The organism is Acetivibrio saccincola (assembly GCF_002844395.1).
Lineage (GTDB): Bacteria > Bacillota > Clostridia > Acetivibrionales > Acetivibrionaceae > Herbivorax > Herbivorax saccincola.
Map to the genome: position 1 here is coordinate 967,760 of NZ_CP025197.1, position 15,417 is coordinate 983,176.

16 protein-coding genes are annotated in these 15,417 nt (G+C 34.3%); 15 read left to right on the top strand and 1 reads right to left on the bottom strand.

Translation table 11 applies throughout. The features are described from left to right. Positions 1–165: 165 nt before the first annotated feature. The gene (locus tag HVS_RS04360) at positions 166–1,329 is read left to right on the top strand and encodes an ISAs1 family transposase (RefSeq protein WP_101299598.1); all 1,164 of its coding nucleotides are present in this window, start codon (positions 166–168) and stop codon (positions 1,327–1,329) included. On the opposite strand, the gene HVS_RS04365 is transcribed toward HVS_RS04360, so the two are convergent. Continuing rightward, positions 1,273–2,322 (bottom strand): DUF4349 domain-containing protein, encoded by a 1,050-nt coding sequence (locus HVS_RS04365; RefSeq protein WP_101299600.1) that lies wholly within the window; start codon positions 2,320–2,322, stop codon positions 1,273–1,275. The genes HVS_RS04360 and HVS_RS04365 overlap by 57 nt on opposite strands. Before the next feature lie 34 nt (positions 2,323–2,356). On the opposite strand from HVS_RS04365, the gene HVS_RS04370 reads away from it, so the two are divergent. The 14 genes from HVS_RS04370 to HVS_RS17050 all read left to right on the top strand — a co-directional run bounded on the left by HVS_RS04370 (position 2,357) and on the right by HVS_RS17050 (position 15,403). Beyond that, complete coding sequence (locus HVS_RS04370) at positions 2,357–3,805, top strand: IS91 family transposase (protein ID WP_101299602.1); 1,449 nt, start codon at positions 2,357–2,359, stop codon at positions 3,803–3,805. 172 nt (positions 3,806–3,977) lie between these two features. Then, a complete protein-coding gene (locus tag HVS_RS04375; RefSeq protein WP_101299604.1) occupies positions 3,978–4,475 on the top strand; it encodes a polysaccharide biosynthesis protein in 498 nt (165 codons plus the stop codon). A 1,040-nt stretch (positions 4,476–5,515) separates the two neighbouring features. After that, complete coding sequence (locus HVS_RS04380; protein ID WP_101299606.1) at positions 5,516–6,526, top strand: ketoacyl-ACP synthase III; 1,011 nt, start codon at positions 5,516–5,518, stop codon at positions 6,524–6,526. A 61-nt stretch (positions 6,527–6,587) separates the two neighbouring features. Continuing rightward, the gene (locus HVS_RS04385; RefSeq protein ID WP_101299608.1) at positions 6,588–6,803 is read left to right on the top strand and encodes a phosphopantetheine-binding protein; all 216 of its coding nucleotides are present in this window, start codon (positions 6,588–6,590) and stop codon (positions 6,801–6,803) included. Between the two features lie 54 nt (positions 6,804–6,857). Then, complete coding sequence (locus HVS_RS04390) at positions 6,858–7,625, top strand: SDR family NAD(P)-dependent oxidoreductase (RefSeq protein ID WP_101299610.1); 768 nt, start codon at positions 6,858–6,860, stop codon at positions 7,623–7,625. Positions 7,626–8,000: 375 nt separating this feature from the next. After that, on the top strand, positions 8,001–8,753 hold the full coding sequence (locus HVS_RS04395; protein ID WP_101299612.1) for a cytidylyltransferase domain-containing protein: 753 nt from the start codon (positions 8,001–8,003) through the stop codon (positions 8,751–8,753). A 16-nt stretch (positions 8,754–8,769) separates the two neighbouring features. Beyond that, entirely contained in the window at positions 8,770–9,564 is a 795-nt protein-coding gene (locus HVS_RS04400) for an AAC(3) family N-acetyltransferase (RefSeq protein ID WP_159063384.1), read from the top strand. Beyond that, positions 9,561–10,871, top strand: coding sequence for a DUF4910 domain-containing protein (locus HVS_RS04405; RefSeq protein ID WP_101299616.1), 1,311 nt, complete (start codon positions 9,561–9,563; stop codon positions 10,869–10,871). Before HVS_RS04400 ends, HVS_RS04405 begins: the two co-directional genes overlap by 4 nt. A gap of 60 nt (positions 10,872–10,931) precedes the next feature. Then, positions 10,932–11,675, top strand: a complete 744-nt coding sequence (locus HVS_RS04410; protein WP_101299618.1) for a TylF/MycF/NovP-related O-methyltransferase — start codon at positions 10,932–10,934, stop codon at positions 11,673–11,675. 24 nt (positions 11,676–11,699) lie between these two features. Beyond that, a complete protein-coding gene (gene pseI / locus HVS_RS04415) occupies positions 11,700–12,752 on the top strand; it encodes a pseudaminic acid synthase (protein WP_101299620.1) in 1,053 nt (350 codons plus the stop codon). Further along, the gene (gene pseH, locus HVS_RS04420) at positions 12,734–13,345 is read left to right on the top strand and encodes a UDP-4-amino-4,6-dideoxy-N-acetyl-beta-L-altrosamine N-acetyltransferase (RefSeq protein WP_101299623.1); all 612 of its coding nucleotides are present in this window, start codon (positions 12,734–12,736) and stop codon (positions 13,343–13,345) included. The genes pseI and pseH overlap by 19 nt, the downstream gene beginning before the upstream one ends. A gap of 5 nt (positions 13,346–13,350) precedes the next feature. Continuing rightward, a complete protein-coding gene (locus HVS_RS04425; protein ID WP_101299626.1) occupies positions 13,351–13,566 on the top strand; it encodes an acyl carrier protein in 216 nt (71 codons plus the stop codon). Next, entirely contained in the window at positions 13,563–15,218 is a 1,656-nt protein-coding gene (locus HVS_RS04430) for an HAD-IIIC family phosphatase (RefSeq protein WP_242971680.1), read from the top strand. The genes HVS_RS04425 and HVS_RS04430 overlap by 4 nt, the downstream gene beginning before the upstream one ends. Continuing rightward, positions 15,215–15,403, top strand: coding sequence for a VOC family protein (locus tag HVS_RS17050; protein WP_242971681.1), 189 nt, complete (start codon positions 15,215–15,217; stop codon positions 15,401–15,403). Before HVS_RS04430 ends, HVS_RS17050 begins: the two co-directional genes overlap by 4 nt. Positions 15,404–15,417 lie beyond the last annotated feature (14 nt).

Below are 15,417 nucleotides of genomic sequence, written 5' to 3' on the forward strand. Positions count from 1 at the left end.
GGTATTTAATAAACCGCCTGAAAAAACGGTTATGTTTGCATATGATATGCAACCACGGTGAAATCATGAAGGAAGATTAAGCCATGGCATAAATTACAGATAAACTTTATTGAGCCTTTGTAGTAAGATGTTACCCATAGATAATGAAAAGTGGGGTTATACTAAATGGGTAAGAAATTATACAAAGGGAGCTTTTTCAAACATTTTATAATAATATATGATCCACGGCAGGAAGGGAAAGTCCGGCATAAATTGATAGATATACTGTTCATCGCTGTAGCTGCTAGCATATGCTACTGCAACGAGTGGCTGGACATGGAAGACTGGGCTACACAAAACGAAGAATGGCTACGTCAGTACTTAGAACTTCCCAACGGAATTCCTTCATGGTATACGATAAAACGAGTTTTTGATGTAATAGACCCTAAGCAGTTTGAAAAGTGCTTTGCGGGTTGGGTAAGGCAAATCACCAAAATGAAAGAAGGTACTGTTGTAGCCATAGATGGTAAGACAATGCGGGGCACTGATGATGAGAAATCGGGTAAAAGAGCTGTTCATATTGTTAGTGCGTGGTGCAGTGAGAACAATCTTGTTATGGGACAGGTAAAAACGAAAGACAAGAGTAATGAAATTACTGCGATTCCTGAACTTTTGGATTTACTGCTTATAAAAGGTGCAATTGTGACTATAGATGCTATGGGTTGTCAAAAAGACATAGCAACAAAAATAGCGAAGACCAAAAAAGCTGACTATGTTTTATCGCTCAAAGAAAACCATCCCCTATTGCATGAGGAAGTTGAAGCATACTTTAAAGACGCAGAACAAAATGATTTTCAAGGCATAGGGCATTACCGCACATTAGATAAAGGACATGGACGAATAGAAGATAGGAAGTACTATTATTCTACGGACATTAAATGGATGGATGCACGTAAAGATTGGACAAAGCTTACTGGAATAGGAATGGTCATTCGCAGGTGTGAAAAAAAGGGTAAAGTGACAGAAGAGCGTGCATACCATTTGAGCAGTGTCGCAACAGTTGAAGAATATGCAAGCGGAGTACGAAAGCACTGGGGTGTAGAGAGCATGCATTGGAGCCTGGATGTTACATTTAGAGAAGATGCCAACAGGACCAGAACTGGGCAAGCTCCACAAAACTTAGCGTTACTGAAGAGAATGTCGATGAATATGGTGAAAAAAGATCAAGAAAGATACCCTAAAAGAAGTTTGAGGTCCAGACGTTTTCTTGCCTCTTTAAAATATGTAACAATATCATTCGTTCTCAGTATTGTCAGATTTCTTCTCCGGCTTCTTAATTTTGAGCTTTAAGAACTTTTTGCTTACAAAGTATACTATTAGAAGCATTAGTCCTAAGAGTACCAATACCGGTAATGCAGCAACTACGATTATAAGAAGGTTTCCTAAAAATTCTATTACTCCGCTGAGGCTATCTAAAAAGTTGTCTTTTAGTTTGCTGACATATGTAGGTTCAACAGGTTCTATTTTAGAATCGGGAGCTTTTTCATTCATGTTTATTGTGATGGTTGAGAGTTTAACTAAGTTAGAAAGTTTGTTTAGAGTGCCAGTAAGTTGTTCAATTTCGTGTCTTATTTCAGTTAGTCTTTTTTCGGTTTTAAATATGGTATCGGGGTCTTGAATTTTTTTCAAATATTCTTCAAGTCTGCTTTCTTCATATCTGATAAGTCTTAATCTAGAATCAATATCAAAGAATTTTTCAGTAACATCGTCAGTTTTTATGTTTTCATCAGTCAATAAGCCCAGACCTTTTATATCTTTTAGTACGCTGCTGAATTTATCTGAATCAACTCTTATAATTATTACTCCGCTTGTAACGAGAACTTCTTTATTATCTACATAGTGTTTTGTCTTATTTATTTTTGATTCCTGGACATATCCTACATTGGAAATTATATACTCGATTTTGCCGTAGGCTGCATCAAAGTTATCAACTTCTACGCTTATATTTGCATTACTGACAAAGCTGCCATTGATATGGCATATTTTAGGTTTTCCCTTATTGCTCCAGTGATACAGGGGACTTTTACCGACCCTACAAAAACTGCATAAAACTGAAGCCTTCTTTTCCGTCGAACTCATCTTATTTATACCGGTTATTTGTGTATCTTTTGACAATATAGAAGGTTCAACTTGTACATTTTTATGCGGTAGACTGCTACCTAAAGTCTGATTTGCCTGAACAGGCTTTATAAGCTTACCCAACTCTACAATCTTCTTTATTACTACTTTATGATAAAAAGATTTACATAATACAATATTTGTGTTAAAACATATATAGAACATTTGTTCTATATATGTTTTAAGAGTGTGAGTACTAATGCTTTATGAAAGTTCGAATAATCAGGGGATATATTCTCCAAGAGAGCCACGGAAAAATTATTATTATAGGTGCGTAGAAGAGAATTTTGAAGTTTTGGAGAGAGTGTGGGATGATAGGTACCAAAATACATACGGTTATTGGAGACCCCATATTCTAGATGTTATATATGATTACCTTGATTGTGGGAATTTGCATCTAGGGTTTGCCCGTGTTAAGTGTGAAGATTGTAACAAGGAGTATCTATTGCCTTTTTCATGTAAACGGAGGGCGTTCTGTCCTTCATGTCATCAGAGAAGAGTAGTTGAATTTGGAGAGTTTTTATACACTGAGGTTTTAAAAGAAGTTTCCCACAGGCAGTGGGTCTTTAGTATACCCAAAAGACTTAGATGCTATTTTATGTATGACAGAAAGCTACTTGCAAAACTATCAAGATGTGCATGGAAAGTCTTATGTGATTATCTTAAAAGTTCATCTGGAGATAAAGATTCAGTTCCTGGTGTTGTTATAGCTGTACAAACATTTGGAGATTTTTTAAACTTTAATCCTCATTTACATGTAATTGCAACAGATGGTTGTTTTAAAGGGGACGGAGATTTTATAAAATCAGTATTACCTCAAGGAAAAGATATTGAGAAGGTTTTTCAGTCAGAAGTACTAAAGATGCTCAAAAAAGAGGGGAAAATTAATCAATTTATTATAGATAACATGCTTAGTTGGGAAAATACTGGATTTAATGTTTATTGTGGGGAGGCAATATACGCAGAGGAACAGGAGAGTATTGAAAAACTTGCTCAATATGTAGTTCGTGCTCCAATTTCTCAGGAAAGAATGTTTTACATACCACCAGAAGAAAGTTCAAATGAAGTTGGGAAAATTATTTACAAGGGTAAAAATAGCAGAGAAATTCAAGCTTTTGATGCTTTGGATTGGTTAGCACGATTGGTAACTCATATCCCAAATAAGGGAGAGCAATTTGTAAGATATTATGGTTATTATTCAAATAAGAGTAGAGGACAAAGGAAAAAAGCTGAGACAGATGATAAAGTACCTGCAATTGTAAGTAGTGATTTATCTAAAAAAGCTTTTCGTAAAAACTGGGCAAGACTTATTCAAAAGGTTTATAATGTTGATTCTCTAAAATGTAAATATTGCAATGGGAAAATGAGAATAATTTCGTTTGTAGAGGATGAAGAAACTATCGAGAAGATTTTGAAACATTTGAAGCTTTGGGGAATTCAGAATCATGATCCGCCTAATCATTTCAAAATACCACAACAATTTGAACATTTTATATTGGCCAATTCATTGCTAATTGGAAACAATGAAAAAAGTAATGAAAATATGGGCAAAAATAAAGACGGTAATTATGAAGAACACAATTCTAATAATGTTTTTCCTGATTATGAAACTTGTGATGAATTGCCAAAATATGAGGACTGGTTTTAAAGAATAAATTCTTATAACCTTAAGTTTGTAGTGCTATTTTTTGTTTTGTGCAGGAGGTTCAATACTTAAAGATAATATTATTTTGGGATTATTATTTAAAAATGAAGCAAATGTATATTGTTTTGGATGATTTTTGATTTTAGTAGTGAAAAACAGAATTTAATATGATATTATGAAAAAAGCAAATACCTATCTATTTAAAAAACAAATACTAGAAAGTAAAGAAATAACAGTAACCGATTCTAATATGACAAGGTTTATGATGACTCTTTCTGAGGCGGTAGACTTGACGTTGGAAGCATGTGTGAGGGCGCAGGGGGGAGAAATTTTCGTGTTAAAGATGCCTGTTATATGTCTTAAAGATCTGGTAGATGTTACCATTGAAGAGGTTTCCAAAAAATACAATGTAAATAGTGAGGAGATCAAAATTAAGGAGATTGGATTAAGACCTGGGGAAAAGCTTTATGAAGAGTTGATGACATGTGAGGAGTCAAAAAATGCTGTTGAGCTAGACAGAATGTTTGTTATACCTTCCCTTTATTCCAATAAATTCAGCGGAGAAAATGAAGGAGCTCCTTTAGCAAAGGTGCAGAATTATTCTTCTCATAACCAAATTCCTTTAACAAAGCAGGAATTAAAGGAACTTATATTGAAAGAAGAAATAATATAATATTTTTTTGATTATGTAAACATCTGTGAAGCTCAATGTATATATTGAAATTTAAATTTAATAAATTGTCAATGATTTAGTATTTGATGACGAATGCAGGGACTAATTTTGGACAAAGTACATTTCCTAGGGGATTGGATGTTGAGGTGTTTTCCTTCAGTACATTGGAAAACGCCTTTAATTATACTTAAAAAAGTTATTTAATGACAGTATGATCAGGCAAATATGCCAAAACGGAACGTTACTGTTTCCCATTTATAACTGAGATTTTTATAAAGGAGAAACCTTTGATTATAAAATACCGTTTTTCGGACGGGTTCATTGCTTTTCAATTTTTTCAACCGTAATTATAATGATTCTATCATATTCCTATCTGATATACCATGTCACTTTCTTTTTGTCACTTACCATATCCTTTGGTTTGCAGTTAAAGTAAGTACTAAAACTATTAATAAAAATATTAGCGCAAAAAAGTTGAAACCAGCATAATAAAGTTAAACTTAGATGGTAAACATATATAATAGTTAATTTTGTCCTATTACTGGAGTTGTGCATTGAAAAGTAAATAGTTACATTACCAATAAGATGGGAAGCAAAAGCATAAGTTAACCGAGTGTGGTATTGTTTAAATTGATAAAGAACCTAACTATTTCCATGGAGGTAATTTTGTGCCTGAGAAAGTGATAGAAACAAACACAATTTTAATCAATTATATAAAACGGTTTTAGGCATTGTTACTTCCGAAGGGAGCAAAAATGGTTCCAAAATCTATTCAAAATGCACTTGTAACCGGGATAGAAGTTGTGGCTCAAGATTTCTCGGAAAATATAAACGGAATACTATATGGTCACATTTTGTAGTTACTTCATACTATAAAATCTTCGAGAATTCACTGCCGCAAAACTTTAAGATCTACCTTAGAGAATAATATTTGAACAATAAAGCGAAGAAACATTTATAAGAATAAACAAGGTAATGATCTATAATGATTAAAATTATTACACCTTTGCACAATTGTTCTAAGGAGGGAGTCTTTTATAATGAATATATGCATTAAGGATATTGCGTATTATTTGCCTGAAAAAGTGCTGACGAATGAAGAACTGGAAAAGGAATATGATAAGTGGGATTCGGAAAAAATATTTAATAAGATAGGTATAAAATGCAGACATATTGCATCTGACAATGATACTGCTGTAGATTTGGCTGAAAAGGCTTCAATACAGCTTTTTAATAGGAATCCTGATTTAAGAAATAAAATTGATTTTATGATGTTATGTACTCAGAGTCCGGATTATTTAATTCCTACATCTGCTTGTATTCTTCAGGATAGGCTTGGTATTCCAAAGACCTGTGGGGCACTAGATTATAATTTAGGATGTTCAGGCTTTATATATGGGTTAGCTTTGTCAAAAGGCTTAATTGCTACAGGAATTGCTAATAACGTTCTATTACTGACGTCTGAAACCTATACAAAACATATTCATCCAAAGGATATGAGTACAAGAACAATTTTTGGTGACGGTGCCGCAGCAATATGGATATGTAAAAGTTCAGATGGAGGTTCGATAGATGAGTTTGTACTTGGAAGTGATGGATCGGGTGCACAAAACTTGATTATACCTTCTGGAGGTTTAAAACTTAGTCGAAGTAATGAAACAGCCAGAGAGTATGTGGATGAAAATGGAAACATCCGTTCTAAAGATAATTTGTATATGAATGGATCTGAAGTATTTAGCTTTACAATAAACGTTGTTCCAAAGCTTGTTGAGCAAACACTAATAAAAAACAATTTGGAAATGGGTGATATAGATTATTTTATATTTCATCAGGCAAATAAATATATGCTGGATTATTTGAGGAAAAAAATTAACATACCGGAAGAAAAATTTTATTTGGATATGGAAACTACCGGAAACACAGTGTCTTCAACTATTCCTATTGCTGTTTCACAGGCATTAAATAAAGGTTTTATTAAAAAGGGTTCCAAATTGATGCTGGTTGGTTTTGGGGTGGGCTATTCGTGGGGAGCATGTGTTGTTAGCTTGTAGTAATGTGATTTTAAACAACAAAGAAGTAAGAATTTCAATTTTTAATGGAGGTATTACTAATATGGATAAAAAAGAGATTTTGAAGATGATATTGGATAATTTAGAGATAGAAGATGATTTGGGGTTTGATGCTGAATTAGACAAGTTGGAACAGTGGGATTCAATGGCTGTAATCGCTTTTATTGCTTTTGCAGACGATAAATTTAATAAAAGTATTAGTGTTTCAAATATTAAAAGTTGTAGGACAATAGGAGATTTAGTTGATCTTCTTTTGTAGTTCAGTATTAGTAAAATTCATTATTATTAGAAAATTATTATTTGGAGAGAACGTATGCCATATGATCCAATAGACATTAAAGGTAAAAGAATATTGGTAACGGGTGCATCATCGGGTATTGGTAGAGAAACATCTAAGTTATTATCTCAATTAGGAGCACTTGTTGTTCTTGTATCCAGGAACGAGTATAATCTCGAAAATACAAAGAATATGTTGGATGGGACAGGACATATTTCTGTTCCATTTGATTTAACAAATATAAACGGAATAGTAGAATTAGTGGATGGCATTGTTGCAAAAGCAGGGCCAATGGATGGCCTTGTTCATTGTGCCGGTATTGATTATACGGCACCTTTGAAACTTACTAAATATAAAAATTACAGCCAACTCTTTGACTTAAACTTGTTCAGCTTTATTGAATTGGTTAAGGGTTTTACAAAGAAAGACAATTACTCGAAAAACGGTGCAAGTATTGTGGCTGTGTCTTCAGTAATGGGCTCCATTCCTGCTCCGGGATTAACTGCATATGCTGCAAGCAAGGCAGCTATGGATAATGTAGTAAAGACATTTGCACTGGAATTTGCACCTTTGAATATCAGGTTTAATACAGTAGTGGCAGCATACGTCAATACTGAGATGTTTAAAAGAATGAGTCGAATGATTACAGAAGAACAAATAAACGTACTTATGTCAAAAATACCTCTTGGTTTAGGAGAGCCAGCTGATATTGCAAATCCTATAGTATTTTTGCTATCTAATGCAGCAAAATGGATTACTGGTACGAATATGGTTGTGGATGGCGGTTATCTGTTGAAGAAATAAATATTGATTTGAGTTTATCCGATAAAAGACTCAATACATGTAGAATTTAGATAAGGCAGTACGAATAATGGATATTGGTAATGTCAAGATACAGAAAATCTATATGCTTCCCAAGTGTGAATTTTAAAAAATACTATTTTCTATGGATACTAATTAAAATTTTATTAAAGAATAGTAATCATTTTGCCGATAAAGATAGAAAATTGAAAACTTTATGAAAAATTGATGACATGCGAGAAATCAAAAAAGTTGTTGAACTCGATATATGAAAGGAACATAAATTGTAGGGTTTATTGCTTTTGAAATTTTAATTAAAGAAAAGTAAACGACTTTATGTAAAGGGAAAGATAATACTAATGATTCCAGGAGGAGCATATGAAAACAGGGGTTATTGTACAAACAAGAATGGGGTCAACACGATTGCCCGGTAAGGTTATGATGGATTTATGCGGTAAACCTGTTATAGATCATGTAATAGATAGGTTAAAGCGGTCAAGACTTTCGGATGAAATAATCATTGCGACAACTACACTAGAGAGAGACAAGGTAGTTGTGGAACAAGCTAAAAAGAACGGAGTAAAATGGTTTTGCGGTAGTGAGGATGATGTATTGTCAAGGTATTATTGTGCGGCTAAAGAAAACGATCTTGATGTAGTAGTTCGTGTTATGTCAGATTGTCCTTTAATTGATCCGGTAATATTAGATAATGTTGTTGACTTCTATATGAGCAACAATTATACATTGGTTACGAATGCAGGAATTAATTTTGAGCAAAGGACATTTCCAAGGGGATTGGATGTTGAGGTGTTTTCCTTCAGTATGTTGGAATACGCCTTTAATAATGCTCAAAAAAGTTATCAGAGAGAGCATGTTACGCCTTATTTATATGAAACATATTTTGACAGTATCTACTATTATAAAAATGATGTTGATTATTCTAATTTCAGGTGGACTTTGGATACCGATGAAGATTATGCATTGATTAGTGCAATTTATGATAGATTGTATAAAAAGTATGGCAGCAACTTCGGTCTTTATGAAGTTTTAGAGTTGATGAAATCTAATCCTGAGTTAAGCATGATTAATGCTCATGTTCAGCAAAAAAGCTGGTTTATAATTAATAAATGAAATTTTTACAAGGTCGGTGAGAATATTGTCTGACTATATTCCTTACGAAAAAGTAGTTGATTATTTAGACATTAATGAAGGAGATATCCTTCTGGTTGGTTCTGACATAACCCTTTTGGGATTAAATGCTTATTATAATGGTGAACAATTTGAGCCAAACAAGTTTATAGACAGTATAATCAGGAAAATAGGTCAAAAAGGAACGTTACTGTTTCCAACTTATAACTGGGGATTTTGCAAAGGAGAAACTTTTGATTATAAAAACACCGTTTCTCGGACGGGCTCATTGAGCAATGCAGCTCTAAAGAGAAAAGATTTTGTACGAACAAAACATCCCATATATTCTTTTGCGGTATGGGGACGAGACAGTGATAAGCTGTATCACATGAATAATATCAGTTCTTTTGGGAAGGATTCTCCCTTTGCGTATATGAAGGAAAATGGTGCTAAAATGCTTATTATTGGGGTGTCATATCAAAACTCATTCACTTTTATGCATCATGTAGAGGAAATGGAAAAAGCACCGTATAGGTATTTAAAAAGTTTTACAAGTAAGTATATCGATGAAAAAGGAGAAGAGAGCATTAGAACTTATTCCATGTATGTGAGAAATCTTGAACTGGGAGTTGAAACTAAATTTGATTTGGAAAACGAAATGAAAGAAAGTGGTGCAGCAAAGCATTACACGATAAACAACGTAGAGATTATTAATGTGGATCTTAAAAAGGCTTATGAGGTAATAAAAGATGACATTATAAATAATGAAGGCAAGAAGTTGCACAAACGGGAAAGGGCGGCTGATGTTAAATGACCTCAACTGAAATGGATTATTCAAAAGTCGGGGAATATATGTATCAGTTATTAAAGGAATTGTTTCCAATATGCCGCAGTATAACCGGAGAAGGTGTGAGGGAAACATTAAGAATTATTCAAAAACATATCCCTATAAAAATACATGGAATACCATCGGGAACAAAGGTTTTTGATTGGGAGGTTCCTAAAGAGTGGAATATAAAAGACGCATATATTATGGATGAAGAAGGAAATAAAATAGTCGACTTTAAAAAGAACAATCTTCATGTTGTAGGATATTCAATACCGGTAGATAAAACTGTCAACTTGGAAGAACTTGAGTCTCACTTGTATTCAATAGAAGATCAGCCGGAGGCCATCCCGTACATAACTTCTTATTATAAGGAACGCTGGGGATTTTGCATATCGCACAATCAAAGAAAGAAATTAAAAGACGGTAATTATAGAGTTTATATTGACAGTAGCCTTAAAGATGGATATTTAAATTATGCCGAGTTGATTATTCCGGGAAGAACCAGTAAAGAAATATTTTTATCGACATATATTTGCCATCCTTCAATGGCAAATAATGAACTGTCAGGTCCTGTACTTCTGACTTATTTGGCAAAGTGGGTTATGAGTGAGCCGCGAAAATTTTCTTATCGGTTGGTTTTTATACCTGAAACAATAGGTTCGATTACTTATTTGAGCCAGAATTATAAAGAGATGAAAGAAAACATTATTGCCGGTTATAATTTAACATGCGTAGGAGATAACAGGGCATATTCTTTTATGCCATCCAGATATGGTAATACCTATGCTGACAAAGTGGCGTTGAATGTATTGAGATACAGTCAACCGGATTTTATACAATATTCATATCTGCAAAGAGGAAGTGATGAGCGTCAATACTGCAGTCCAGGTATAGATTTGCCTGTTGCCAGTATAATGAGAACTAAATATGGAGAGTATCCTGAATATCACACATCATTGGACAATTTAGATTTGGTTTCATCAGAAGGATTGCAGGGAAGTTTTGATATATATAAGGAATGCATAGAGTTGATAGAAAGAAATGAAAAATATAAGATTAAATGCTTAGGGGAACCTCAGCTTGGGAAGAGAGGATTATATCCTACATTAAGTACAAAGGATTCAGGTCGGATCGTAAGGGATATGATGAATTTTATTGCATATGCAGATGGTAAAAACGATTTGATTGATATAAGTAATATTATAGGAGTGCCGGCAAGAAGTTTGTATCCTATTATAGAGAAACTTGAAGGTAGTGGATTGTTGACTAAAGAAGCAGTAGAAGTGATGTAATATACAGATTATTAAGAAAAAAAGTGTATTAACAAATAAAGTGGCAGGGAGGTACATTTTATGTCACCTTATAGCACAAAAAACAATAGTAGTGATAAAGAGAAATGTATACGTAGTGAGTTTTACAATTTATTTAAGAATAGTCCTATACCGGAAAATGAATTGCTTTCAAATCTGGGCCTTTACACCAACAGGCAAACCTTATCAAGAATACTTTTTATGAATGAGATTTATAAAAAAATAATTAATGTTCATGGAGTTGTTATGGAGTTTGGGGTAAGATGGGGACAGAACCTTGCATTATTTGAGAATTTCAGAGGTATGTACGAGCCGTTTAATTACAACAGAAAGATTATAGGATTTGATACCTTTAACGGTTTCCCATCGGTTACATGCATAGACAAAGGACTTAAAAAGGGTGATTATGGTGTATTTGAAAACTATGAGGAATATCTTGCGAAGGTGCTGGATTATCATGAGTCAGAAAGCCCAATTTCACACATGAAAAAGTATGAATTGATTAAAGGAGATGCAACTGTAACCTTAAAAGAGTATTTAAAGAACAATCCCCATACTGTAATTGCATTGGCTTATTTTGATTTTGATATTTATGAGCCAACCAAGGAGTGTTTGAAATTAATAAAAGATCATATTACAAAAGGAACTATAATAGGATTTGACGAACTAAACACAAGTGATTTTCCGGGAGAGACTGTAGCCCTTAAAGAAGTTTTAGGTCTGAGCTCTTACAGAATACAAAGGCTGCCGATAAGCCCATTACAATCTTATATTGAAATTGATTAGAAAGATAATATGTAGAGGTGATTTATGAAGAACAAAAGAATTAAAATTGGGAATCGGGAAATCGGTGAGGGATGTCCCTGTTACATTATTGCAGAAATGTCTGCGAATCATGCAGGAGATTTGAACAGAGCAGTAGAAATAATACATGCAGCAAAAGAAGCCGGTGCTGATTGCATAAAAATACAGACTTATACGCCGGATACTATGACTATAAATTCTGATAAAAAGTACTTTCATATAGATGACGGCACTTGGAAAGGCGAAAATTTGTACGGTTTGTATCAGAAGGCCAATACCCCCTGGGAATGGCATGGACGGCTCAAAGAAGAAGCTGAAAAAACAGGAATTCATTTTTTTTCAACTCCTTTTGACAAATCGGCTGTGGATTTTTTGGAGGAACTGGGGGTTGAGTTTTATAAAATAGCATCTTTTGAGATTGTAGACATTCCCCTGATAAAATATATTGCGTCAAAGAAAAAACCTATTATTATGTCAACAGGTATGGCAACTTTGGGAGAAATTGAGGAGGCTGTGGAAACCATTAAGGCACAGGGAAATAACCAATTCTGTCTTATGAAGTGTTCCAGTGCCTATCCGGCGGTACCGGAACAGATGAATTTAAAAACCATATCTCATCTGAAGAACACATTTAATGTTCCGGTAGGTTTGTCAGATCATTCTTTAGGTTCGGTGTCTGCAGTTGTGGCAGTTGCCATGGGAGCAAGCATTATTGAAAAACATTTTTGCTTGAGCAGAGAAATTAAAAGTCCCGATTCTACTTTTTCCATGGAACCGGACGAGTTCAAAAGAATGGTTGAAGATATAAGGGCTGCGGAAAAATCAATAGGGAAAGTAAGTTACAGTATTTCAGAAAATGAAGCTGTCAGCCGCAGCCACAGAAGATCGATTTTTGTTGTGAAGGATATAAAAAGGGGGGAAGCATTTACAGAGGAAAACATAAAAGTAATAAGACCTGCAGATGGTTTGGAGCCGAAATACTATGAACAGGTTTTAAACAGGAAGGCGTCAGAGAATATTGAAAGGGGGACACCGCTGAAGTGGACAATGATAAGCTGAAAGACGGGTATGTAAGTTTTATAAATATTCTTGAGCTTGACGATATATATATTAAAAATTTGCGAGACTGGCGCAATCAGGATTTTGTAAGACAAAGAATGTTTAACCAGGAGATTATTACGGAAGAGGAACATGCCGGATTTATTGAGCATCTGAAGAATAATAAAGAAAAAAGATATTACATAAGCTTTTTGGGAAGCAGGCCTTTTGGTGTATTGTGTTATGATTTCGATAAAAAAAATAATAATCTTGAATTCGGTTATTACCTGATTGAGCAAGATCTTATAAATAGCGGACTCGGAATAGTTATGGAGTATTCGTTGTTAAATCATGCGTTTTATGACTTAAAGGTAAATAAAGTGTTTTGCAGGACGCTTGCGAGCAATGAAAAGGTTGTGAGTTTGCATACGAAACTTGGTTTTGTGACGGAAGGAATATTGAAACAGCATGTAAAAACAATTGGGGGTTATGATGATATAACTTTACAGGCTATAACTGAAAGCATGTGGGCGCAAAAAAAGGAAAAGATTGAGAAGTATATTAGGGTAATAGTGGACATTGACAGAATTGGTCCTATAAACAGGGAGGGTTGATTTGAATGGAAAAACTGATTGAATTGATGGCCGATGTATTAAATCTTGATAAAGAGAGTATAAGTCTTGAAACTACAAGAGAAAACATTCCTGCATGGGATTCACTAAATCACATCAGATTGGTGGCTGAGGTTGAAGAACAGCTAAACATAAAAATTCCTTTTGAAAAAGTACCGGATATAAAAAAAGTTGGTGATTTTCTAAATTATATTAAGGAGTGATTGCTTTGAGACTGTCAGTGCTTTCTAACATAAATCTGGATTCTCTTGTCGGCAGGTTATCAAAGCTCAATGATGTATACAAAACCGAAGGGTACGGAACGTGGGTACAGGAGATAATCAACCCTAATTCCGGGTTGTATTCTTTTGGACCGCAGGCGGTTTTTATTATTATTGACGGAGAAGAAATGTTCAAAGGTCAAAGTAGAAATAACAGCACAATTGATATGAATATAAATTATATTGAAGAAACAGTAAAAAACAATCCTGATATAACCTTCTTTGTAAGTAATATCGATTTATGGACAAGAAAGATTGATAGTGCAAAGGCCGGCTCAAAGGAAAGAGGGCTTGAATTCCTGTGGGAAGATGGCCTTTTTTTGCTAAGCAGGAAATATAGAAATCTATATGTTTTTGATTTGAAAAGCATTGTGGAGGATATAGGAAGAGAACAGTTTTACTCTAAGAAGTTATGGTATTTAGGCGGAATAAAGTTCTCGATGAAGGCAGAAAAAGTGTTGGAGCAGTATATAAACAGATGTGTTGATTCTGTTAAAGGCAAAAGGAAAAAGTGTATGGTCTTAGACCTAGATAACACCTTGTGGGGTGGTGTTGTAGGGGAAGTTGGTATGGAAGGAATAGAACTATCGGATTATAAGGAAGGAGCCAGATATAAGGATTTTCAAAAAAAGCTGAAAGAAATAAAAGATTTAGGAATAATACTTGCTGTGGTGTCTAAAAACAATTTTGATGATGCGATAAAGGTTATAAGAGAACATAAACACATGGTACTGAAGGAGGAAGATTTTGTTGCACTAAAAATAAACTGGGATTTGAAATCTCAAAACATAAGGGATTTATCCGAAGAGCTCAATATTGGTCTTGATTCCATTGTATTTATTGACGATAATCCGGTGGAAAGGGAAAGCGTAAAAAGAGAACTGCCTGAGGTAACGGTTCCTGGTTTTCCGCAAGATACTTCGGAGCTTTTGAATTTTGCGGTTGAACTTTATCATAATTATTTTTATACATTAGATATAACGGATGAAGATACGGTGAAAACCGAAATATATCGTCAGAACATGAAGCGAAGGGATGCACAAAAATCCAGTGCTTCTTATGAAGACTTTTTAAAATCTTTAGAAACCAAGATCGAGATTCGTAGGATAAGTGCAGAAAATGTTCAAAGAGCTGCTCAACTTACGCAAAAAACTAATCAATTCAACTTGACTACAAAGAGATATAGTGAACAGGAACTCTTGGCTTTGATAGATGAGGAGGGGTTTGAAGGATTTGTAGCTTATGTCAGTGATAGATTTGGCGATAACGGCATGGTCAGTGTTGTAATAACAAAACGTAAGACCGACACTGAAATTGAATTGGATACGTTTTTGCTAAGCTGCAGGGTTATGGGCAGGTTTATCGAAGAGCAGATAATAGGTTTTATTGAAGATTTATATAAAAAGTCGGGATATAAAAGGTTGGTTACATACTATAAACCCACGGAAAAAAATGCTCCGGTAAAGGATTTTTTTGAAAGATTGGGCTATTCGGTTTTAGATGTGGATTCAGCAGGCAACAAAAAATACATTCTGGATCTGGAAAAATCAAGCATAGACTCCAGAAAGAAATTCGGGGAGTTGATGATATTATGAGGATACACCATCTTGGTTATGCAGTTAAAAGTATGGATGTTTCCATTGAGGAATTTGTAAAATTGGGATATGAGAGAGTAGGAGAAACCGTAGCTGATGAAGCAAGAGGGGTTATGATTCAGTTTATGAATCTTGGGAATTACTGTATAGAGTTGGTTGCACCGAGAATGCCGCTTCTTCAATAAACGGCATTATTACC

Coding starts and splice junctions, on each gene's coding strand:
- HVS_RS04360 (WP_101299598.1), top strand. CDS start 166: ATGGGTAAGAAATTATACAAAGGGAGCTTTTTCAAACATTTTATAATA.
- HVS_RS04365 (WP_101299600.1), bottom strand. CDS start 2,322: ATGTTCTATATATGTTTTAACACAAATATTGTATTATGTAAATCTTTT.
- HVS_RS04370 (WP_101299602.1), top strand. CDS start 2,357: ATGCTTTATGAAAGTTCGAATAATCAGGGGATATATTCTCCAAGAGAG.
- HVS_RS04375 (WP_101299604.1), top strand. CDS start 3,978: ATGAAAAAAGCAAATACCTATCTATTTAAAAAACAAATACTAGAAAGT.
- HVS_RS04380 (WP_101299606.1), top strand. CDS start 5,516: ATGAATATATGCATTAAGGATATTGCGTATTATTTGCCTGAAAAAGTG.
- HVS_RS04385 (WP_101299608.1), top strand. CDS start 6,588: ATGGATAAAAAAGAGATTTTGAAGATGATATTGGATAATTTAGAGATA.
- HVS_RS04390 (WP_101299610.1), top strand. CDS start 6,858: ATGCCATATGATCCAATAGACATTAAAGGTAAAAGAATATTGGTAACG.
- HVS_RS04395 (WP_101299612.1), top strand. CDS start 8,001: ATGAAAACAGGGGTTATTGTACAAACAAGAATGGGGTCAACACGATTG.
- HVS_RS04405 (WP_101299616.1), top strand. CDS start 9,561: ATGACCTCAACTGAAATGGATTATTCAAAAGTCGGGGAATATATGTAT.
- HVS_RS04410 (WP_101299618.1), top strand. CDS start 10,932: ATGTCACCTTATAGCACAAAAAACAATAGTAGTGATAAAGAGAAATGT.
- pseI (WP_101299620.1), top strand. CDS start 11,700: ATGAAGAACAAAAGAATTAAAATTGGGAATCGGGAAATCGGTGAGGGA.
- HVS_RS04425 (WP_101299626.1), top strand. CDS start 13,351: ATGGAAAAACTGATTGAATTGATGGCCGATGTATTAAATCTTGATAAA.
- HVS_RS17050 (WP_242971681.1), top strand. CDS start 15,215: ATGAGGATACACCATCTTGGTTATGCAGTTAAAAGTATGGATGTTTCC.